The sequence below is a fragment of the Caproiciproducens sp. genome (genome assembly GCF_053840905.1).
Genome location: NZ_JBNLXQ010000010.1, coordinates 37,493 through 57,941, shown reverse-complemented (window position 1 = coordinate 57,941; position 20,449 = coordinate 37,493). Strand labels below are relative to the sequence as shown.

19 protein-coding genes and 1 tRNA gene are annotated in these 20,449 nt (G+C 55.6%); 11 read left to right on the top strand and 9 right to left on the bottom strand.

What is annotated here, in order from left to right:
* Positions 1-87 precede the first annotated feature (87 nt).
* The 4 genes from ACQGQ5_RS11335 to ACQGQ5_RS11320 all read left to right on the top strand — a co-directional run bounded on the left by ACQGQ5_RS11335 (position 88) and on the right by ACQGQ5_RS11320 (position 4,960).
* Positions 88-1,491 (top strand): hemolysin family protein, encoded by a 1,404-nt coding sequence (locus ACQGQ5_RS11335; RefSeq protein ID WP_455736607.1) that lies wholly within the window; start codon positions 88-90, stop codon positions 1,489-1,491.
* Positions 1,492-1,682: 191 nt separating this feature from the next.
* Positions 1,683-2,201 carry a QueT transporter family protein gene (locus ACQGQ5_RS11330; RefSeq protein ID WP_455736606.1) on the top strand — a complete coding sequence of 173 codons (519 nt, stop codon included), beginning with the start codon at positions 1,683-1,685 and terminating at the stop codon, positions 2,199-2,201.
* Positions 2,202-2,219: 18 nt separating this feature from the next.
* Positions 2,220-3,605, top strand: coding sequence for a TrkH family potassium uptake protein (locus ACQGQ5_RS11325; RefSeq protein WP_455736605.1), 1,386 nt, complete (start codon positions 2,220-2,222; stop codon positions 3,603-3,605).
* A gap of 122 nt (positions 3,606-3,727) precedes the next feature.
* Positions 3,728-4,960 carry a hypothetical protein gene (locus tag ACQGQ5_RS11320; protein WP_455736604.1) on the top strand — a complete coding sequence of 411 codons (1,233 nt, stop codon included), beginning with the start codon at positions 3,728-3,730 and terminating at the stop codon, positions 4,958-4,960.
* 259 nt (positions 4,961-5,219) lie between these two features.
* Here the strand turns inward: ACQGQ5_RS11320 and ACQGQ5_RS11315 are convergent, their stop codons facing one another.
* The 5 genes from ACQGQ5_RS11315 to ACQGQ5_RS11295 all read right to left on the bottom strand — a co-directional run bounded on the left by ACQGQ5_RS11315 (position 5,220) and on the right by ACQGQ5_RS11295 (position 8,056).
* A complete protein-coding gene (locus tag ACQGQ5_RS11315) occupies positions 5,220-5,885 on the bottom strand; it encodes a potassium channel family protein (RefSeq protein ID WP_455736603.1) in 666 nt (221 codons plus the stop codon).
* 41 nt (positions 5,886-5,926) lie between these two features.
* Positions 5,927-6,550, bottom strand: a complete 624-nt coding sequence (locus tag ACQGQ5_RS11310; RefSeq protein ID WP_455736602.1) for a potassium channel family protein — start codon at positions 6,548-6,550, stop codon at positions 5,927-5,929.
* A 95-nt stretch (positions 6,551-6,645) separates the two neighbouring features.
* Positions 6,646-7,098: an ASCH domain-containing protein gene (locus ACQGQ5_RS11305; RefSeq protein WP_455736601.1), complete on the bottom strand. Its 453-nt coding sequence runs from the start codon at positions 7,096-7,098 to the stop codon at positions 6,646-6,648.
* 399 nt (positions 7,099-7,497) lie between these two features.
* Positions 7,498-7,574 (bottom strand) — tRNA-Arg (locus ACQGQ5_RS11300).
* Positions 7,575-7,645: 71 nt separating this feature from the next.
* Positions 7,646-8,056: a DUF3842 family protein gene (locus tag ACQGQ5_RS11295; RefSeq protein ID WP_455736600.1), complete on the bottom strand. Its 411-nt coding sequence runs from the start codon at positions 8,054-8,056 to the stop codon at positions 7,646-7,648.
* Positions 8,057-8,408: 352 nt separating this feature from the next.
* Here ACQGQ5_RS11295 and larE point away from each other — a divergent pair, with 352 nt between their 5' ends.
* The 4 genes from larE to ACQGQ5_RS11275 all read left to right on the top strand — a co-directional run bounded on the left by larE (position 8,409) and on the right by ACQGQ5_RS11275 (position 12,044).
* Positions 8,409-9,155, top strand: a complete 747-nt coding sequence (larE, locus tag ACQGQ5_RS11290; protein WP_455736599.1) for an ATP-dependent sacrificial sulfur transferase LarE — start codon at positions 8,409-8,411, stop codon at positions 9,153-9,155.
* 17 nt (positions 9,156-9,172) lie between these two features.
* Positions 9,173-9,934: a nickel pincer cofactor biosynthesis protein LarB gene (gene larB / locus ACQGQ5_RS11285; RefSeq protein WP_455736598.1), complete on the top strand. Its 762-nt coding sequence runs from the start codon at positions 9,173-9,175 to the stop codon at positions 9,932-9,934.
* Positions 9,931-11,220 carry a nickel pincer cofactor biosynthesis protein LarC gene (gene larC / locus ACQGQ5_RS11280; protein ID WP_455736597.1) on the top strand — a complete coding sequence of 430 codons (1,290 nt, stop codon included), beginning with the start codon at positions 9,931-9,933 and terminating at the stop codon, positions 11,218-11,220. Before larB ends, larC begins: the two co-directional genes overlap by 4 nt.
* Before the next feature lie 254 nt (positions 11,221-11,474).
* Positions 11,475-12,044: a glycerol-3-phosphate responsive antiterminator gene (locus ACQGQ5_RS11275; RefSeq protein ID WP_455736596.1), complete on the top strand. Its 570-nt coding sequence runs from the start codon at positions 11,475-11,477 to the stop codon at positions 12,042-12,044.
* A gap of 53 nt (positions 12,045-12,097) precedes the next feature.
* On the opposite strand, the gene ACQGQ5_RS11270 is transcribed toward ACQGQ5_RS11275, so the two are convergent.
* From ACQGQ5_RS11270 to ACQGQ5_RS11255, 4 genes are all read right to left on the bottom strand, one after another.
* Positions 12,098-12,442, bottom strand: a complete 345-nt coding sequence (locus tag ACQGQ5_RS11270) for a DUF1667 domain-containing protein (protein ID WP_455736595.1) — start codon at positions 12,440-12,442, stop codon at positions 12,098-12,100.
* The gene (locus ACQGQ5_RS11265; RefSeq protein WP_455736594.1) at positions 12,439-13,710 is read right to left on the bottom strand and encodes an NAD(P)/FAD-dependent oxidoreductase; all 1,272 of its coding nucleotides are present in this window, start codon (positions 13,708-13,710) and stop codon (positions 12,439-12,441) included. Before ACQGQ5_RS11265 ends, ACQGQ5_RS11270 begins: the two co-directional genes overlap by 4 nt.
* Positions 13,707-15,155: an FAD-dependent oxidoreductase gene (locus ACQGQ5_RS11260; protein WP_455736593.1), complete on the bottom strand. Its 1,449-nt coding sequence runs from the start codon at positions 15,153-15,155 to the stop codon at positions 13,707-13,709. Before ACQGQ5_RS11260 ends, ACQGQ5_RS11265 begins: the two co-directional genes overlap by 4 nt.
* Before the next feature lie 318 nt (positions 15,156-15,473).
* Complete coding sequence (locus ACQGQ5_RS11255) at positions 15,474-17,924, bottom strand: FAD-dependent oxidoreductase (protein WP_455736592.1); 2,451 nt, start codon at positions 17,922-17,924, stop codon at positions 15,474-15,476.
* Between the two features lie 224 nt (positions 17,925-18,148).
* Between ACQGQ5_RS11255 and ACQGQ5_RS11250 the strand changes: the two genes are divergently transcribed.
* The 3 genes from ACQGQ5_RS11250 (at position 18,149) to ACQGQ5_RS11240 (ending at position 20,311) form a co-directional block, all read left to right on the top strand.
* Positions 18,149-19,012: an NAD(P)/FAD-dependent oxidoreductase gene (locus tag ACQGQ5_RS11250; RefSeq protein WP_455736591.1), complete on the top strand. Its 864-nt coding sequence runs from the start codon at positions 18,149-18,151 to the stop codon at positions 19,010-19,012.
* A gap of 78 nt (positions 19,013-19,090) precedes the next feature.
* Complete coding sequence (gene trxA, locus ACQGQ5_RS11245; protein WP_455736663.1) at positions 19,091-19,432, top strand: thioredoxin; 342 nt, start codon at positions 19,091-19,093, stop codon at positions 19,430-19,432.
* 273 nt (positions 19,433-19,705) lie between these two features.
* The gene (locus ACQGQ5_RS11240) at positions 19,706-20,311 is read left to right on the top strand and encodes a TetR/AcrR family transcriptional regulator (protein ID WP_455736590.1); all 606 of its coding nucleotides are present in this window, start codon (positions 19,706-19,708) and stop codon (positions 20,309-20,311) included.
* Positions 20,312-20,449 lie beyond the last annotated feature (138 nt).

Here is a 20,449-nt window from a genome sequence, read left to right as displayed (position 1 = left end):
ATACTCCATAAACTGTTTGACATTAGTATGAATAATAATATACAATGATATTATTATATTTTATTTCCGAAAGGGGAAAAACAATTCATGTCACCCGAACCTGACGGCTCATTTTTTCATTTGCTGAGCGCGCTGCCCGCCGCCGCTGAACAGGAGCCAAATGGATTTTTATCCATTCTGCTGCTGTTTGTCCTGATTTTGGTAAACGCTTTCTTTGCCGCGAGTGAAATCGCCGTGATTACCCTCAACGACAACAAGCTGAAAAAAATGGCGGAGGACGGCAATAAAAAAGCCGCCAAGGTACTGAAGCTGACGGAGAATTCCAGCCGTTTTCTCGCGACCATCCAGGTCGGCGTAACGCTGAGCGGATTTCTGACCTCCGCTTCGGCTTCCCAAAGCTTTGCCGGCAAGCTTGCGAAGCAGCTTGCCTTTTTGCCCTTTCCCACCAGCGTCGTTTACGGCGTATCCACGGTATTGATTACCGTGCTGCTGTCCTATTTTTCGCTCGTGCTGGGCGAGCTGGTCCCGAAAAAAATCGCCATGCAGCGCGCGGAAGAGCTGTCTTTCAAGTTCATCGGCATCCTGAACGGCACTTCCGCCGCTTTCCGGCCGTTTATTTCCTTCCTTTCCTTTTCCACCAACGTGGTTCTGAAGATGCTGGGCTTTGATCCCAACGCCGCGGAGGAAACCGTCACGGAGGAGGAAATCCTGATGATGGTCGACGCGGGCGAGGAAAAAGGCGTCATCGGCGAAACCGCCAAGGATATGATTTCCAATATTTTCGACTTCAGCGACATCACCGCGAGCGAGATCATGACCCACCGCACCGAGGTGGACGCCGTGGAGGACACCGCCTCCATACAGGACGCCGTGAACCTTTCCATTTCGGACGGGCACTCCCGCATCCCCGTTTACCACGAGGATCTGGACAACGTGCTCGGCGTGATCTACGTCAAGGACCTGCTCCAGTATGTCGGCAGCGAGCTGGATGAAAATATCAAAATTACCGATCTGATGCGCCCCGCGTACTTTGTGCCGGAGAGCAAACGCTGCAGCGAGCTGTTTACGGAGATGGCCGAGCGCAGGACCCAGATCGCGATTATTGTCGACGAATACGGCGGAACCGAAGGGATCATCACCATGGAGGACCTTCTGGAATCCATTGTCGGCGACATTCAGGACGAATACGACCACGAGGAAGAGGAAATACATAGGGTGGACGATCACAAATTTACCGTGGACGGCGGGACCGACATCGACGAGATTTCCGATCTGGTGGGGATTGAGCTTCCCGAGGGGGACTACGACACCATTGCGGGACTGGTGGTGGAGATGCTGGGAAGGATTCCAAAGCCGGGCGAACACCCCGTCGTACAGGTCCAGAACCTGACGCTGACCGTTCAGGAGGTCGAGGACCGCCGCATTTCCAAAATCCTGGTCGAGGTGCTGCCGGAGCCGGACGACGGCGACAATCCGGCCAAAGATGAATAACGGAAAAACAGAGAGTCTGCCGCTTCGGCACAGGCTCTCTTTCACTGCGCCGTTTCCTGCCGGATATCTGTGGAAACGAGTTGCTTTCATCGCAGTTTTGTAGTATGGTATTGTAATTACCGGACACAGCCTGTCCGGTATGGTCAGTCGCAAAATCCTGACCTTAAAGAAAACTACGGAGGAATCTGAAAATGAAAAATCAGTCTCAGCGCGCGCAGTATCTTGCGCAGGGCGCCATGATCGGCGCCATTTACACGGTTTTGACCCTTCTGGCGGCTCTGGCGAACTTAGCCTACGGCCCGGTGCAGTTCCGCTTTTCGGAAGCGCTCACCATCCTGCCGGTCTTTACCCCGGCGGCCGTTCCGGGGCTTGCGGTCGGCTGTCTGCTTGCCAATATATGGAGCGGCTACGGCGCGGCGGATATGGTATTCGGAACCCTGGCGACTCTTTTGGCGGCGGTCTGCACCAGGATGGTCCGAAACATCCGGTTCAAAAACATTCCGGTTCTGGCCCCGCTTCCGCCGGTTTTGTTCAACGCGGCGATCATCGGGCTTGAAATCGCCGTCCTGTCCACGGAAGGCTTTTCGTGGGCCGGGTTCTGGGCGGCGGCCCTTTCGGTGGGCGCCGGAGAGCTGGTGATCTGCTGCGGCCTGGGGCTTCCTTTGGCCGCGGCCTTGCAGAAGGCAGGGAAAAGGAGAAAAATATTCTGATTTTGGGGTGTAATTGTAATGGGAGAAGAACAGTTCTGTGTGAAAAAGCGGCTGAGGAACGTGCCGCCGGTCAGGCTGATCGTGGTGAGCTTCGCGGTTGTCATTCTTGTGGGCGCGGTTCTGCTCACGCTGCCGATCGCTTCGCGCAGCGGGCTGCCGACCGGGTTCATCGATTCGCTGTTTACCGCGACCTCGGCTACCTGTGTCACCGGTCTGATCGTATTTGACACATGGACGCACTGGAATCTGCTCGGCCAGATCGTCATCCTTCTGCTGATTCAGGTCGGCGGGCTGGGCGTTATCACGTTCACCACCGGCTTTTCCATGCTGGTCCGCCGAAAAATCGGGCTGCGGGACCTGCGGCTGGCAACGGAAAACACAAGCGGCGACACGATTAACATAAAGCATCTGATCAAGATCATTCTTTTCTTTACATTTTTCTGCGAGATGACCGGAACGGTGCTGCTGACGTTCCGTTTCGTTCCCCAGTTCGGGGCGAAAGGAATCTGGATCGCGGCGTTTACGGCGATTTCCGCCTACTGCAACGCCGGATTCGATATTCTGGGCTTTTTGATGAAGGACGGCAACCTGATCCCCTATGTCGGGGACCCTCTGGTCTGCCTGACGGTCGGCGGGCTGATCGTGATCGGCGGGCTGGGCTTTGTGGTGATCAGCGATATTTACAGCGCGCGGCTTCTTCCGCGGATTCATCAGAAAAAACCGGTCCACCTGCACTTCCATTCCACTCTGGTGCTGATCATGACGGCGATTCTGATCGTGTCCGGCACCGTGCTTTTTCTGGCCTGCGAATACGACAACACGCTCGCGGGCATGGATTTCGGAACAAAGCTGAACGCTTCCCTCTTTCAGTCCGTCAGCGCGCGCACCGCGGGCTTCTGTACGGTTGACATTGCAAAGGAACACGATTTTACAAAAATCATCACGGTTGTTTTAATGTTCATCGGCGCTTCACCGGCAGGAACCGGCGGCGGTATCAAGACGACCACCTTTATCGTACTGCTCGCTACGGTTTTCAGCGTCATGCGCGGAAATGAAGAAACAACCCTTTTCAAACGCCGGATCGACCAGTCCACGGTTTATCGCGCGCTGTCGATTCTTTCCGTCGCGGCTGCCGTCGTAATCACCACAGCCGGTATCATTCTGACCGCCGACCCGGACGTTACCGGCGTCGATGCCCTTTTTGAGGCGGCCTCCGGTTTCGGCACCGTGGGGCTTACCGCGGGCGTCACACAGACTTTAAGCCGGATTTCCAAGCTTGCGGTTACCTTCACGATGTTTATCGGCCGTGTCGGCCCGGTTTCCCTCGGGCTTGCGCTGACGCTTCATAAAGGCCACCGCAGCGCGGACGCGATTCTGCCGGAAGGGAAAGTCATTGTGGGCTGATGCTTTGGCGGCACGGCGGCCCTCGGCCAGAGGGCTACAACGAAAGGCGGAACAGCATACCGATGGGAAAGAAACGGAGCGTGGGACGGCAATTCAGATAAGCGGAAGAAAGGATGGCTACAATGAGTGAAATACGCATGGGAATCGGATTCGCGACGGGCAGACGTAATTTTCGGAAAGTTTTATCGGCCTATATACATACGTGGAAAGCGACAAAGAAGGACTTGCCTGCAGGCATGGAAGTCAAGCTTCATCTTTTCGTCGCATACGATGTGGAATATCATAATACAAAATCGACCGACTATACCAATCTGCCCCAGGAAATTGTGGACGCTTTTGAAAGCATCACTTTTGTCGGCGCAAAAAACGCGCTGAGGAGCCTTCAAAAACTGCGGGACAGCAGAAAATTCACACAGTCTGAACTGACCAGCGTTTTTGGGGCGGGATATGCGGGAAAGCGTAACGCGGTGCTGTTTGCGGCGATAGAAAACCGGATGGACTATTTTCTCTTCCTTGACGACGATGAATATCCAATGGCGGTAACGAAAAATCACGATACATGTCTTTGGAGCGGACAGCAGGTTTTTGTTTCCCATCTGAAAGAAATCGGCGACGCGGATTACACCAACGGCTTCCACTGCGGATATATCTCGCCAATCCCTCAGATCGGGTTTAACGAGGTTTTGGATGAGGAAAATTTCAGACTTTTTATTGAAGCGATCAGTAACGATATCATCAACTGGACAAGCATTAAAGCGCTTATGGAATCCGGCGGCGTAACCTATGCGTCGACAGATGTGCTGATCACCAACAAAGCGGCTGATGTGCCGCTGATCGGCGGCAGCAAGTTTATTTCCGGCGCGAATCTCTGCATCAATCTTAAAAATCCGCAAAAAACTCTTCCTTTTTTTAATCCTCCGGGCGCGAGAGGAGAAGATACCTTCCTGTCAACCCAGCTGGAAGATAAGACTGTGCGCAGGATCCCATGCTATACCTTTCACGATGGATTTTCGATTTATCAGCATCTGCTGGACGGAGCGCTGCCGATACACCTTTCAGCAATTACCACCGATTCGGCCGCTGTCAATTCAAGGTTTTTGAATGCGTGCATCGGCTGGATCCGCTATAAGCCGCTGCTGACATATATTACCGCGCCGGAAGAATACGAGCGGAGAATGAAGTCGATCAAGGCCGCGCTGGACCAGACGCTGCCAAAAGTGGCGGAATATTTCCAGACCAATCGCTTCTTTAACATTGCGGCGGAATTTGACAAGTATTCCAAGAACGTAAAGAGGCACTATGATCAATTTGGCTTGGCCAGGCGTACATGGGAAAAAATCATGGATCTGTTTTGATCGTTTCGCGTGCTTTTTTACAATATTGCTTACTGTTTTCCGGCATTCGGTACGGACCGCCAGGTGCGAAAAAGCATTTCCGTTAAAACAGCCCTCTCCGCGCGTTATTGACGGTTAGCCCGCATAGGGGAAAGCAGGCGGCGTCCGGACTTTCGTCCGGACGCCGCCTGCTTTGCTGCGCCAATTCAGCCCGACAGATGCCGCAAATCATTTTTCCGGGACGACTGCACACGGTCTTCCCGCGATGGGCTTTTTGCGCTTATTCTTTTTGGGCTCCCAGAATTTTTATCAGTTCCTTCTGGCTTTTATTTTCACAGACCGCGACAATTTCATCATTGGCATGAATAACCGTAAACCCGTTTGGAATCATCATGGAATCTCCGCGTACCACCGAGATAATCAGGGAACCCTGCGGGAGGGTGACATCCTTCAGCTGCACGCCGTCCAGAGCGGTGTCGCGCGGAAGGGTAATGGAACAGACTCCGGCCTTTCCCTTATTCAGCGTTGCAAGCAGATGCATCTTTGAGACGTCCACTTCCTGCTCGATCAGGTTGGTGATAATTTCCGTGCTGCTGACGGCAATATCCGCGCCCAGCTTGCGCAGGGCCGCCAGATTGCGGGGATCGTTCGCCCGCGCAATAACTTTTGCCGCCTGAAACTCTTTTCTGGCCAGCTGCGAGGCAACGAGATTATCCTGATCGCTTCCCGTGACCGCGATCACGCAGTCGGCGTTTTTTGTGCCGGCTTCATCCAGCACCTCGATTTCCGTGCCGTCGCCGCAGATCACTTCCACGTCCAGCTCATTGGCGAGACGCATACATTTGAGCTTGTCTTTTTCAATCAGCTTCACGCTGTATTTTCTTTCGAGCATATTTCTGGCAATCTGATGCCCCAGCTTGCCGCCGCCCACAATTACAATCCTCATATCTTCCCAATATCCTCCAAATTCGGCACGACCGAAATCAATCAGTCGATCACCTTTGCAAAAATGACCTTGTCCCCTTCGGCAAGAATGATTCTGCGGTCAGAAGAATACAGCTCCAGCGTACCGTTACGGTGAAGAACCCCGAAAACGGTCTCTCCGGTATCCTTTGGCGCCGCGGCAGCGGAAATGCCTTCGTGTGCCTGATCCACGGCGCGGCAGTGAAAAGCCGCCGTCGCGCTCTCGAAGGACACATTCCTGGAAGCAAGCGGCTGCGTCAGCGCGGTAAAAATAGAATCGCCCGCCAGATTGGTCGGGCAGACGGTTTTCAGGCCGAACCGCTCAAATACATTTTCACGGGCCGGGTCGGAAATACGCGCAACCACGTTCTGTACGCCGAAAAACTCGCGCACAATCTGTGACACCGTAATGTTCAGATTATCGTCGGGAGTGACCACGGCAACCGCGTCGCAGCTTTCCACTCCGGCGTTCTGCAGCACCGTCATATCCATCGGCATGCCGGTGACCGTGATCCCGCTGAAGTCCTCGCCCAAATTCCGGAACGTATCCGGATTGGAATCAATCACGGCGACATCGTGGCCGTGCTCATCGAGCAGCCCCGCCAGACGGGTTCCCAGCCTGCCGCAGCCCACTACAAGAACATTCACAATAACCTCTCCTCTGCATAACACCGTATACAAAATTATAAAATTTTACTGATGAAAGAAACCGGCGCCGCTCCCTGACCGGGAGGCGCCAACATTTATTTTGTCGAGTAAACGACTTCAAACTCTTCACAGACCACGAGCATTTCTTCTGTGAATTCCTGCCCGATTTTTTTCAGTTCCCCTGTGAAAAACTCGGAATGACACTTTTTCCAAGAAGAAAGCGTACGGTCACATTCCCCTTCTTTATACGCGTGTTCGGCTGTTACCAGATGAAACGGCGTTGTGTAGACCCTCGTTGTCCTGGTGACACAAACCGCCTCGTTTCCGGTGTTTAAAATAATATTGTATCCCCCGACGGGCGGCAAAGGGGACTCCTCTTTTATATAAACGGGAAATGCGCTGGCCGTCGCGGTTTTTGTGCCTTTTAATACAAGATCAGCCAGCATATCCGTCATTTCGGGCGTATTCCCTCCAAATGACCATGCATCGTAGGATCCGGCGTCCGGATTCACTTTTGTATACTGATTCCACATCTGTTGTTCCGTCATCATCTGTCTCCGTCAAATATCAGCCGCGCGCGAACCGCCCCCTTCGGATTGCAGGCAGAAACGAGCATATCGAAGGTAAAAACGACAAAAAGCCCCCTACGCGAATCGCGTGTCGAGGCTCTCGGCTGGCCCGGGCGCACCGCGCCTTTTTGCGCCTCTGGCGGCGGCTGTCCGTATTGAAACGCAAAAAAAATTCTGGCAGACAAGGCAAAAGCCTTGTCTTTATTTTTTGGCCCGCCCGGAGGGATTCGGGTGTTGGCACGCTGTACCCGCGTTCCGCGGCTTCTTTTCTTTTTCACAGCGCACGGAGTTTTTCCCGTTCTACCCGACCTGCACCGGGATTCTTGCCTCGTGACAAACGAAAAATAGCGACAAGGCAAAAGCCTTGTCTTTATTTTTTGGCCCGCCCGGAGGGATTCGAACCCCCGGCCTTCAGAATCGGAATCTGCTGCGATATCCAGCTTCGCTACGGGCGGATGTTTAGCCAAAGGTTATTATAACATAATTCGCGCCAAAGTCAATGGAAACAGCCAGAAATTGCAAGGGTTCATGCCCCGCAGATTTTTCGGATCGAGGCCACCGCATTCTCGATATATTTGGACATGGGCTTTTCTTCCACCCCCGCCACGTACACATGACAGGCGGACACGGGTACCAGCACCTTTTCCGCTCTGCTGCCGGAAACGGCCTGTGCGATTGCGGGCGAAATTTCCCCCAGCATCGCGTTCGCAAGAATAATCCCCATCGGTCCGGCGATCACATCCGCGTGCGCGCAGTTGTATATTGCCGCATTCTCACCGGTAGCGCCGGCGTCGGCCCCCGCTCTCAGCATCGCCGAGGTTGCAAGGGCGTTGGTCCCCACCGCGATGAGCTCGGCGCCCGGAAGCTCCGCTTTCAGCCTTTCCACGATGCTGCGGCCGATCCCGCCGCCCTGGCCGTCAATCACGATAATCTTCATTGAAATCCTCCATCCCAAGGTTTTATAAAGATGATAAAATCAAAATACCTTCCCGTAACGAAGATGATAGCACAAGTGTCTTTTCCCGTCAATCGGCCCCGGCGGCGGGTATCTTTTTCCATTAAAAATTCCCTGAAAAAAGAGAGGATTTCCAAGGCCGCAGGGAAGGGGAAGCATTGACAAAAGCCTGTTTATATTGTAAAATATAAAATAATATCGATATGCAGAAGCATATCGCCGGAGGAACGGAAAACAGGATCGGGAATCATGAACGCGCGGCAGCAGCTGTGCGCTTTGCCAGAAGGCTCACAGTACTGTGAGCCTTTATTTTTTATGATCGGAGTTATGATCGATGGACTTAAAAACTTTCTTCACACAGAATCCGCACGCCGCGCTCGCCTTTTCCGGAGGAGTGGATTCCTCTTATCTGCTGTACGCGGCAAAACAGTACGGCTGCGGCGTCCACGCCTATTTTATCAAGTCGGCCTTTCAGCCCCAGTTTGAGCTGGACGACGCGCGCCGTCTGGCGGAGCAGCTAAACGTTCCTTTTACCGTGGCGGAATTCGACGCTCTTGAAAATCCGCAGGTGGCCGCCAACGACGCCCTGCGCTGCTACTACTGCAAAACCACCCTGTTCACGCAGCTCAGGAAGCTCGCGGCGCGGGACGGCTGCGCCCTTCTGATGGACGGCACCAATGCTTCCGACAGCTTCGAAGGGCGGCCGGGCATGCGCGCCCTGCGGGAGCTGGACGTACGCTCGCCCCTGCGCGAATGCGGCCTGACCAAGGACGATATCCGCCGCCTCTCCCGGGAAGCCGGGCTGTTTACCGCCGAAAAGCCCTCTTACGCCTGCCTTGCCACCAGAATCCCCACCGGCACGGCCATTACGGAGGACATGCTGAAAAAAGTGGAGCGGGGAGAAAACGCCATGTTCGCCATGGGCTTTACCGATTTCAGAATCCGGCTTTTCCACGGCTCGGCGAAAATCCAGCTTCCGGAAAGCCAGTTTTCAACGGCAGTCGAAAAGAAAAACGAGCTGAACCAGGCTCTTTCCCCCTATTTTGACGGGGTATTGCTCGACCTGACGCCCAGAGTATAAAAGAGAGGTTGACACATATGGAACAGCAAAAAGCGCTGGAACTGCTGCAAAAGGTGAAGGACGGGGAGCTTTCCCCACAGGAGGCCGTCCTGAAGCTGAAAATGAGTCCCTTTGAAGATTTGGGATACGCCAAAATCGACCTGCACCGGGAGCTGCGCCAGGGCATTCCGGAGGTGATCTACGGCAGCGGGAAAACGCCGGAGCAGATTCTCGGCATCGCCTCGGCCATGCGGGCGCGCGGCGGGGAAAACATCCTGATTACCCGTCTTTCCGACGAATCCGCGGAAAAAGTGGGTGAAAAAATCGCCCTCACCTACGACCCCATGTCCAAAATCGGGATCGTGGGACGAAAAAGTGAAATCACCGCTTCCGGCACGATCGCGGTGGCGACCGGCGGTACCAGCGACATGCCCATCGCCGAGGAAGCGGCCCTGACCGCGGAGGTGCTGGGCAACAAGGTTGTCCGTCTGTACGACGTGGGCGTGGCGGGCCTGCACCGCCTGCTTTCCAAGCTGGATATCCTGATGGGCGCGAACGTCGTCGTCGCCATCGCCGGTATGGAGGGGGCGCTGGCAAGCGTGATCGGCGGGCTTGTGGACTGCCCGGTCATCGCCGTACCGACCAGCATCGGTTACGGGGCAAACTTTAACGGCCTTTCCGCCCTTCTTTCCATGCTGAACTCCTGCGCCAGCGGCGTGAGCGTGGTCAATATCGACAACGGCTTCGGCGCGGGGTACCTCGCCAGCATGATCAACCATAAGGGAGGAACTCCCCAATGAAAAAGCTGTATCTCGAATGCAACATGGGCGCCGCCGGAGATATGCTGACGGCGGCCCTGCTGGAGCTTTATCCGGATAAGGAGGGTTTCCTCCGGCAGATGAACTCGCTCGGGCTGGACGGCGTTTCGGTCCGGTGCGTCCCTTCGCAGAAATGCGGCATCAATGGAAGCCGCATCGACGTGAGCATCCACGGCGAAGAAGAAACCGCACAGGACGTAAGTCCCGACGGGCTGCATTCCCTCGGCGGCGGAGACGATCACAGCCATAGCCATGACGGTCATGGGCACGATCATGATGAACGGGGACGCGGGGACGCGCGGGCGCACGCCCACAGCCATATCAGCTATGAAACGCTGAAAAACAGGATTTCCGGGATGCCGGTTCCGGAGCCGGTCAAAAAGGACGCCCTCGCCGTTTATTCCCTGCTCGGAGAGGCGGAGTCCAGCGTACACGGCGTTCCGGTTGAGCAGATCCATTTCCACGAGGTCGGCTCTCTGGACGCTGTTGTGGATGTCGTCGGCTGCTGTCTGCTGTTCCATCTGCTGGGGCCGGATTCGGTCACCGCGTCGCCGGTCCATGTCGGCAGCGGCTTTGTGCGCTGCGCGCACGGGATTCTGCCTGTTCCCGCGCCGGCCACCGCGGCAATTTTACGCGGGGTACCCATTTACAGCGGAGAAATCCGCGGGGAGCTCTGCACCCCGACCGGCGCCGCGCTGCTGAAGCACTTTGTTTCCCGGTTCGGCCCGATGCCGCCGATGGCGGTGGACAGAATCGGCTGCGGGATGGGCGTCAAGGACTTTGCGGCGGCAAACTGCGTGCGCGCCTTCTGGGCCGAAAGCGAAGAGAACCGCGACGAAATCTCGCAGCTGAGCTGCAATCTGGACGATATGACGCCGGAGGCGGTCGGGTTCGCGTCGGAGCTGCTGCTTTCCGCGGGCGCTCTGGACGTTTTCTCCACGCCGGTCTTCATGAAGAAAAACCGTCCGGCCACTCAGCTGACCTGCCTGTGCAGGCCGGACGACAGGGAGAAAATGGCGCGACTGATGCTTTTGCACACCACCACGCTGGGAGTCCGCGAAACCGGCTGCGCGCGCACCGTCCTGACCTCCTCCTTCCGTACGGCGGAGACCGCCTGCGGCCCCGTGCGCATCAAGGTGAGCGCCGGCGGGGACATCGTCAAATATAAGCCCGAGTACGCCGACGTACGCGCCGCCGCCGAAAAACACGGCGTTCCCTACGATACGGTTTACAAACAGGCGGTCGCAGCAGTGGAAAAAAGGAAATAAAACGAGAGTGTCGAAAAACCTGTCAGGCGTCGAGAAATCGTGCAAGACCAGACGGCAAGCGCCGCAAATGAGGGAGCATACTTGTTGTATGTGAACGGAATTTGCAAGCACAGCCAACGCGGTAAGCAAAATTTTAAAATAATTTTGCGGTTGCGCGGCTTTATTGACTGCCTGAAAAAACATCTTTGCTTTTATGGATAAATGCGGTATACTGTAGTCATAAAATATTCATTTTCCCTGTATTGGAGGCTGCCATGAAAGAGGACATTCTGAATCTGCTCAGCGACAACCCGATCATCGCGGCGATCAACAGCGACGAAGGGCTGGAAAACGTTCTTCATTCCAGGTGCAAAGTTGTGTTTATTCTGTACGGGAGCCTGTGCAGCATTGCGAATATTGTCCATCGGGTCAAGCAGGAGGGAAAATACGCCTTTGTCCACGTCGATCTGATCGAAGGCACGTCGACCAAAGACGTCGTGATCGATTTTATCAAGGAAACGACCGGCGCCGACGGCATTATCAGCACCCGGGCCGCCATGATAAAGGCCGGAAACTCAAGGGGCCTGTACACCATCCACCGCTTTTTCCTGATCGATTCCATGTCCTTTCACAATGTTTCCAGACAGGTGAGCCTGTGCAGCCCGGACTGCATTGAAATTATGCCGGGGTGCATTCCGAAGGTGCTCCGTTCCATTCAGAAAATCGTAACCGTCCCGATCATTGCCGGAGGGCTGGTGTCGGACAAGGAGGACGTGGTCGCCGCCCTGGGAGCCGGCGCGGACGCGATCTCTTCCACCAGCACAAGGGTCTGGGACCAGATATAAAAACGCATAAAGATACGCCCTGAAACGTTTCCGTTTCAGGGCGTATCTTTCTTTTACATATCTCTTGTGGCGACAAAATCGATTCCCGTTCCTAATATATCCTTATAAACCACGTCGCCGCGCTTGACGGGAGCGGTCACCTCTACGGTGTCCAGCAGCTTCATCGCGTCGAAGATCATCGCCTTGGGAATCGGCTCGCTGGTCTTTACCGGCAGGCGGCGGTGGGAACCGCCGTTGATCTTCACCGTGGAAGGAACCACCCTTGTCGGATCGGTCAGCTCTTTTTTACCGTAAACCTCACCCCTTTTGCAGCCGTTTCCGGTCACCGCGCAGCCGTTTTTCTCGTCCACCTTCAAATGGCAGCCCTTGGGGCATACGATACAAATCAGTTCCGTCATGCTGTTTCCTCCTTCCCGACCGCTACGGTCAGCGCACCCGCGGCATTTTCCAGGAGCGCCTTCGGAACCGTGATCTTTTCCATTTCGCCCGGCGCCATGTGTTCCCTTTTAAACCGCGCGATTTCCTTTTCGCCGTGGGTCACCTTAATCACTACATCCTTATAAACATTGTTGACGCGGAAGAAAATCTCCGCCGCCCTGTCCAGATTTTCCGTGCGGATTTTCTGCGGAACCGTGTAGTTGACACAGCTGCCGTTCTGCACCTCGAGGAAGCTTTCGGACTCCGGCTCCCCGTTTGCGATATATTTTCCCGCGGCGCGGCCCGCCCGCTGGCTTTCCGCCGTTACGAAGTCCACCAGGTCATGCACGTGCACCACGTTGCCGCAGGCGAAAATCCCCTGCATGGAGGTTTCCATGTTTTCAAACACCACCGGCCCGCTGGTGCGCCGGTCCATGGCCAGTCCCGCGGACCTGGACAGCTCGTTTTCCGGGATCAGTCCGACGGAAAGCAGGACCGTGTCGCAGTCGAAGGTCATTTCCGTTCCCGGAATCGGCTTTCTGTTTTCGTCCACCTTGGACACGACGACCTTTTCCACCCTTCCGTTCCCCTGAATATCCGTAATGGTATGAGAGAGGTAAAGCGGAATGTCGTAATCCTTCAGGCACTGCACAATGTTGCGGTTCAGCCCGTTGGAGTAGGGCATCAGCTCCACACAGGCCAGCACCTTCGCGCCCTCCAGCGTCATGCGGCGTGCCATAATCAGGCCGATGTCGCCGGAGCCGAGGATGATCACCCTTTTGCCGACCATATAGCCTTCCATGTTGACGTAGCGCTGCGCGGTCCCGGCGGTAAAAATACCCGCCGGGCGGTCGCCCGGAATCGCGATGGCTCCGCGGGTCCTTTCCCTGCAGCCCATCGCCAGCACGATCGCCTTCGCCTGAATAATCATGTAGCCGTCCCTGCTGTTCACGCAGTGGATCTGCTTGCCGCGTGTGATTTCCAGCACCATCGTGTCCAGCTTGACCTGTACGTTGGTGTCCCGCAGCATTTCAACAAACCGCTGGGCGTATTCGGGACCCGTCAGCTCCTCTTTAAAGTAATGTAGCCCGAACCCGTTGTGGATACACTGGTTGAGAATCCCGCCCAGTTCCTTGTCGCGCTCCAGAATGAGGACGCTTTCCGCGCCGTTGTGGTAGCCCTCCAGAGCGGCCGCGAGCCCCGCGGGGCCGCCGCCCACGACCACCAGATCATAAGCTTCCGTTATCATTGCCGTACTCCTCCCTTTTTGGTCTCTCCGGTCAGAATATAAGTCCCCTTTTTATTCAGAAGCACCTCTTCCAGCGGAAGGCCCAGCTCCCTTGCGAGAATCTCCTGCACGCGCGGGCCGCAGAAACCGCCCTGGCAGCGCCCCATGCCGGCGTTGCACCTCTTCTTGACCGCGTCGACGGTGCGCGGGGTGATCGGGCTGTGGATGGCGTCCACAATCTCGCCCTCCGTGATCGTCTCGCAGCGGCAGATCACCCGGCCGTAAAGCGGATTTTTCTCAATCAGCGCCGCTTTCTCCTCCGGGGACAGGGACTTGAAGCTCACCTTCCGCCTTTCGTCTATAAAGTCTTCCTTTTCCTTCAGAAAAACGCCCGTTCTTTCCAGAAGCTTGATACAGTCGAGCGCAATGGCGGGGGCGCTGGTCAGGCCCGGAGATTTGATGCCGGCCAGGTTGATGAAGCCTCTGGCGGATTTGGATTCCTCAATGATAAAATCCGAACGCTCGCTCTGTGCGCGGACGCCCGCAAAATTGCGGATGGACTCCCTGAAATTGATGCCCGGCACGGACCTGACCGCCGTTTCACGGACAAAATCAAGCCCGCTCTGGGTGGTGGAAACATCGTCGTCGTTCTCAACGCCGACCGCGTCCGGCCCGACGATCAGGTTGCCGTGCACCGTCGGGGAAACCAGAACGCCCTTTCCCACCTTGCTGGGGCACTGGAAAATCACCTTGCCGACCAGATTGCCCTGACTTTTATCCAGCAGATAATACTGTCCCTTGCTCGGGATAATCCTGAACTCCGGCTTCTCCGCCACCAGATTGTGGACGTCGTCGGAATGGAGGCCCGCCGCGTTGACCACGCGGGCCGCTTCGACCACCTGGTCGCCGCAGAACAGGCGGTACGCCGTCCCCGTGCGCTCGATCCGGTCGACCTTGCTGTTGAGGAAGAAATCCGCGCCGTTGCGCTTCGCGGTGTCCGCCATGGCGATGCACAGCTCCCACGGGCTGACGATCGCGCCGGACGGCGCGTACAGGGCGCCTTTGATCTCCTTGCTTAAATTCGGTTCCATTTCAAGGGTCTCCCTTGCGTTCAGAACCCGGATGCCCGGCACGCCGTTTACCACGCCCTGCCTGTACAGCCGGTAGATCACGTGCAGGTCGTCCTCGTTGAATCCCAGCACCAGCGACCCGCATTTCCGGTAGGGAACCTTCAGTTTTTTCGCAATCTCCTCAATCATGGCGTTGCCCAGAACATTGAGCCGGGCCATCGCCGTGCCGGGCTCCGGATCGTACCCCGCGTGGACAATGGCGCTGTTCGCCTTGGTCGTGCCGTCGGCAACGTCGTTCTCCTTTTCCAGAACGGCGATTTTCAGGTCGTAGCGCGAAAGCTCGTACGCTGTTGCCGCTCCGATGACCCCGCAGCCGATAATTGCTACATCATACATAAGAGACACCCTTTCCATACCTTCATTTTTCCATAAAAGCAATAAAAAAAGAGCAATGCGAATCAACAGTATCGTTAATTCAGCATTACTCAAAAATCTCCATGCTTTTGTATTCAATTTTCTGTGTATATTTTACACCGTCCGACCGGTTTTGTCAATGGATCAGGCCTGAAACGGGCTGCCACTTTTTGTAAAGCGGATTTCAGCAATCTGCATAAAAAGCGCTTTGAATCAGGCTGATTAGCCCAACTCAAAGCGCCGTTTCCTGTGCAATATGACCGAACCGCCGGAAAAGCTGTTCCGCGGCCCGGATTTTCGTCAGATAAACAGATTGGTGTCCGACTGCTCGGCGGAGCCGAGAAAAGTGGCGACGCCCGCGATTTCCACCCCGTCGATCAGCTCTTCCGGCTTGATCCCCATAATATCCATGGACATCTGGCAGGCCACGATCCTCACCCCGCCGTCCATGGCGGAGCGGAGAAGCTCCTCCGGCGAAGAAACGTTTTTGCTCTTCATGACCCCGCGGATCATTTTGGAGCCCATCCCCATCATGTTCATTTTGGAAAGGCCCAGCTTCTTGCTTCCGCGCGGCATCATCCTGCCGAACATGCTCTCTATGAAATTCTTCTTCACAGGTACCTTTTCGCTTCTGCGCAGGATATTCAATCCCCAGAAGGTGAAAAACATCGTGACCTTCCGGCCCATGGAAGCCGCGCCGTTGGCGATGATCAGCGCCGCCAGGGCCTTGTCGAGGTCGCCGCTGAACACCACCATGCTCTTGTCGTTCCCGCTCCGGGCCGGGACGGCGGGGGCCTGCGCGCCCTTCTGGATTCTGACGGTGTAGGCCGCACCCTCGCGCTGCACGCCGAGCAGCAGGTTCCCCGTCCTTTCGCACCAGACGCTGATGTCCGAGGCAAACGCCGGGTCGGTCGCGCGGATGGTCAGGCAGTCCCCGTCCTGAATCCTTTTGATTCCCTCCGCGGCTTTCATGATCGGGCCGGGACACTGCAGGCCGCAGGCGTCCACCTCCAGCATTTCCGCGTCCCGGCAGCACGCCGATTTTATCTCTTCCCCGCCGTTACTGTTTTTTTTTACGCCGACACAGTCGGTTCCCGTCGGACTTTCCCTGTCCCCTTTGGCGGTGACGTAGGTCTTGTATCCGCCGCTGAGGTTGTAGACGTCGTAGCCGTTCTGCGCCAGAACCCTTGCGGCAAGGTATCCGCGCAGGCCCACCTGACAGAACGCGTACACCGGTTTGTCCTTCGGCAGCTCGCCCATCCGCCCGCGCAGGCTGTCCAGAGGAATTCCGATTGCGCCGTCGAGCGTACCCATTTTCATTTCGTCGGGCGTCCTGACGTCCAGCAGGGTGATCTTTTCACGGTCCAGCGAATCCACCTCGTCATAGTGGAATACTTTTACGTCGCCGCGCAGGATATTGGCCGCCGTAAAGCCCAGCATGTTCACCGGGTCCTTCGCGGAGGAATAAGGCGGCGCGTAGCAGAGTTCCAGCTTTTCAAGGTCGTAGACCGTTCCGCCCAGCCGAAGCGCGGTGGCAAGCACGTCGATGCGTTTATCCACTCCCTCGTAGCCGACCGCCTGCGCGCCGAGGATTTTGCCGTCCGGCGCAAACAGCAGCTTCATGCTGATCTGTGAGGAACCGGGATAGTAGCCCGCGTGGCTCGACGGATGGATATAGGTTTTCTGATACGGAATCCCCTGTGCCTTCAGCTGTTTCTCGTTCAGCCCGGTGGAAGCGGCGGTCATGTCGAACACCTTCAGCACCGCGCTGCCCTGTACACCGCTGTCCCTTGTGACCCTCCGCCCCAGAACATTGTCTCCGGCAAGCCGCCCCTGCTTGTTGGCGGGCCCGGCAAGGGGAAGCAGCGTCCTGTCCCCGGTCACGATCTGGCGGACGGAAACGGCGTCGCCGACCGCGAAAATATCCGGGTCGGAGGTGGCGAAGGTATCGTCGGTCAGGATGCTTCCGCCGACGCCCAGCTCCAGTCCGGCTTCTTTGGCAAGGCGGCTGTCCGGCGCGACGCCGATGCTCAGGATGACCAGATCTGCCTCCAGTTCCCTGTCTCCGGTCAGCTTCACTTTCAGGCCGCCGGATTTTTCAAAGCCCTGCACCCCTGTGCCGAACAGTAATTTGACTCCGTTTTCCCTCATATGGCGGTGCAGGATCGCCGCCATTTCCGGGTCAAGGGAGGCAACGGCCTGGTCCAGAAATTCGACAATCGTGACGTCAAGGCCGCGTTCCTTCAGATTTTCCGCCATTTCCACCCCGATAAAGCCCGCGCCGACCACAACGGCCGACTTCGCGTGCTTTTCCTTAATATAGGCGTCGATCTGAAGCGTATCCGGCACCGTGCGCAGCGTAAAGATCCCCTCGCTGTCGATTCCGGGCAGATTGGGGCGCTTCGGCACCGCGCCGGGCGAAAGGATCAGTTTATCATAGCTTTCCTCGTAGGTGCTGCCGTCCGCGTGGTTTTGTACGGTCACCGTCTTTTTTTCACGGTCGATTTTCACGACCTCGCTCTTCGTACGCACATCGATGCCGAAGCGCCCGCGAAGCAGCTCCGGCTGCGTGACGATCAGCTTTTCCCTGTCCCTGATCGTTCCCCCGATATAGTAGGGAAGACCGCAGTTTGCGTAGGAAATGTACGCTCCCTTTTCAAACAGGATGATTTTGGCTTCCTCACTCTGCCTGCGCAGCCTGGTAGCCGCGCCCGCGCCGCCCGCAACACCGCCGACAATCAGTACCTTCATTGTATTTCCACCTTTCCCAAAATAATCTTCATGAAATATCTGGAATTTAACTTGAAAAACCGCAAATATTGTAGTGTAATCTTTTACGGTTTTATGATATCATGAGGGAAGACGGGATTCCGTGACTAAATCACACAGCGGAAGAGAGCCCGGATGTGACCATGTCACAGAATAAATCTCATTTACGGCATATAATAAAACAATCAACCAGAGAGGGTGAAACGATGGCCGATATCATCATCTTGGGAAACGGTCCCGCCGGAATCTCTTCAGCGGCCTATGCGGCGCGCGCCGGGCTGGATACCATGGTAATCGGGCGCGACAGCGGGGCGTTGTCAAAAGCGGGGGAAATTGAAAATTATTACGGCTTTCCCACCCCTGTTTCCGGGGAACAGCTGGTCCGCAACGGAATCGACCAGGCCGAAAGGCTCGGCGTTTCCGTCGTCAGCGACGAGGTCCTGGGCATCACCTACGACGGCGAATTTACCGTCCAGTCAAAACAGGGCGCCTACAAAGCGCCTGTGGTCATCCTCGCGACCGGCGCTTCCAGAAAATCGCCCGGGATCGAGGGTCTGAGCAGATTCGAGGGGAAAGGCGTCAGCTACTGCGCCGTCTGCGACGCGTTTTTCTACCGCGGAAAAGCCGTCGCCGTTCTGGGGGACGGCGGCTACGCCCTGCACGAGGCCACCGAGCTTCTGCCGGTCGTCGGTTCGGTCACGGTGCTGACCAACGGGCGCGAACCCTCCGCGGAATTTCCCGAACAGATTTCCGTGAATAAAAAGGAAATAGAGGCGCTCAGGGGCGACAGCGTTTTGGAATCCATCGCTTTCCGCGACGGCTCCACCCAGCCGCTCAGCGGGCTGTTCATCGCTCTGGGCGTGGCTTCCAGCGCGGATTTCGCCCGCACCATGGGCGCCGAAACCGAAAACGGCCGCATCGTGGTAAACGACCGCATGCAGACGAGCATTCCCGGCCTTTACGCGGCGGGCGACTGCACCGGCGGCATGTACCAGATTTCCAAAGCGGTCTACGACGGCGCCAGAGCCGCGACCAGCGCCATTCAATACCTGCGCAGCCGCAAAAAATAACCTTTTTCGCCAAAACGTGATATAGTCACGGAAAAATTCGATTTCCGGTATATAATAAGGGTACAAACGGAGAAAACTATTCTTAAACATGAACAAAGGAGAATGAATATGGCAGTGGTAACTTTAACAAAAGACAATTTTACGCAGGAGGCGGTCAACGCCGACAAGACCATACTTATTGATTTCTGGGCCCCGTGGTGCGGCCCCTGCCGCATGGTATCGCCCATTGTGGATGAGATCGCCGAAGAGGCTTCCGCCACCTTAAAGGTAGGCAAGGTAAATGTGGACGAGGAGCCGGAGCTCGCCTCCCAGTTCGGCGTGATGAGCATCCCCACCCTGGTGGTGATGAAGGACGGAAAAGTCGTGACTTCCTCCGTCGGCACCAAAAGCAAGGAATCCATCCTGAGCATGGTCCAGTAAAACAATTTGAGCGTCTCCCTTCCGTGAGAGAGCTAAAAAGTAAAAGCGATTTTATCGCCGGCCTGAAGGGGCTGCCCTGTCTGAATTTCAGGGCAGCCCTTTTTTGTGCTTTGGCCGGGCGGACCGTAATGCCACAGCACCTGTCAAAAGCACAAATTTCCTTATTGAAATTTATAATAATTACCGAAAATCGTAAAACAAGTTGAAAAAATATTGACAATCTGTTCGGATAATGCTTAAATTATACACGAAAGAATAATTAAAGAGGGCACCATGAGAACAACACTGGAAGAAACAGAGCGCAACAATCAGATCATCCTTGACGCCGCCGTCCGGGTATTTTCCGCAAAGGGATATGAGGCGGCCAATATGCAGGACATTGCCGACGCGGCAGGCATCACCCGCGGCCCGCTGTATTACCGCTATAAGACGAAGCTGGACCTGTTTCAGGCTGCGCTGCTGGTGAACTGCGAACGGGATTTTGAGGAATATAAGAGAATCTTCGCGCAGGATAAAGGAATCTGGGACATTATCCGTGAGGATATGGTCTTTTGTACAAAAAGCCTGCAGATGAATACCTACACCTTCGACAGTATCATCGCGGATACTCCGGCGCTTCGCAAATCCTATGAGGTGATGAGGAAATACACCCGCAAAATCTTTGACGTCAAGGTAGACGCCGTAAAAGAAGCCATGCAAAAAAAAGAATTGAAGCCGGGAACGGACCCCCGCCAGATTGTAAACCTGATGTTCATTTTTGCCGAGGGACTGTACAGCACCGTTCAGCGTTCCAAGATTGTTTTTTCCCGGAAGGAGGTCACGGACGCCATTGAGGATTTGATCTATCTGCTGAAAAACAGATACGGCGCGGATTCCTGAAAAAGCGCAAAGCCCGGAAGGGCTTTTTCTTCCGTACAAAATTATACACCAGTGTATAATTTCCGACAAACCGTCCGGATATTACGCACTTTGTGAATAATAAAAACAAAAAGGAGATGTCACACAGGCAAGCATGTT

Coding starts and splice junctions, on each gene's coding strand:
- ACQGQ5_RS11320 (WP_455736604.1), top strand. CDS start 3,728: ATGAGTGAAATACGCATGGGAATCGGATTCGCGACGGGCAGACGTAAT.
- ACQGQ5_RS11255 (WP_455736592.1), bottom strand. CDS start 17,924: ATGAAGGTACTGATTGTCGGCGGTGTTGCGGGCGGCGCGGGCGCGGCT.
- ACQGQ5_RS11330 (WP_455736606.1), top strand. CDS start 1,683: ATGAAAAATCAGTCTCAGCGCGCGCAGTATCTTGCGCAGGGCGCCATG.
- ACQGQ5_RS11265 (WP_455736594.1), bottom strand. CDS start 13,710: ATGATAACGGAAGCTTATGATCTGGTGGTCGTGGGCGGCGGCCCCGCG.
- ACQGQ5_RS11325 (WP_455736605.1), top strand. CDS start 2,220: ATGGGAGAAGAACAGTTCTGTGTGAAAAAGCGGCTGAGGAACGTGCCG.
- ACQGQ5_RS11270 (WP_455736595.1), bottom strand. CDS start 12,442: ATGACGGAACTGATTTGTATCGTATGCCCCAAGGGCTGCCATTTGAAG.
- ACQGQ5_RS11315 (WP_455736603.1), bottom strand. CDS start 5,885: ATGAGGATTGTAATTGTGGGCGGCGGCAAGCTGGGGCATCAGATTGCC.
- ACQGQ5_RS11240 (WP_455736590.1), top strand. CDS start 19,706: ATGAGAACAACACTGGAAGAAACAGAGCGCAACAATCAGATCATCCTT.
- ACQGQ5_RS11250 (WP_455736591.1), top strand. CDS start 18,149: ATGGCCGATATCATCATCTTGGGAAACGGTCCCGCCGGAATCTCTTCA.
- larB (WP_455736598.1), top strand. CDS start 9,173: ATGGAACAGCAAAAAGCGCTGGAACTGCTGCAAAAGGTGAAGGACGGG.
- larC (WP_455736597.1), top strand. CDS start 9,931: ATGAAAAAGCTGTATCTCGAATGCAACATGGGCGCCGCCGGAGATATG.
- ACQGQ5_RS11295 (WP_455736600.1), bottom strand. CDS start 8,056: ATGAAGATTATCGTGATTGACGGCCAGGGCGGCGGGATCGGCCGCAGC.
- ACQGQ5_RS11275 (WP_455736596.1), top strand. CDS start 11,475: ATGAAAGAGGACATTCTGAATCTGCTCAGCGACAACCCGATCATCGCG.
- ACQGQ5_RS11260 (WP_455736593.1), bottom strand. CDS start 15,155: ATGTATGATGTAGCAATTATCGGCTGCGGGGTCATCGGAGCGGCAACA.
- ACQGQ5_RS11335 (WP_455736607.1), top strand. CDS start 88: ATGTCACCCGAACCTGACGGCTCATTTTTTCATTTGCTGAGCGCGCTG.
- ACQGQ5_RS11305 (WP_455736601.1), bottom strand. CDS start 7,098: ATGACGGAACAACAGATGTGGAATCAGTATACAAAAGTGAATCCGGAC.
- larE (WP_455736599.1), top strand. CDS start 8,409: ATGGACTTAAAAACTTTCTTCACACAGAATCCGCACGCCGCGCTCGCC.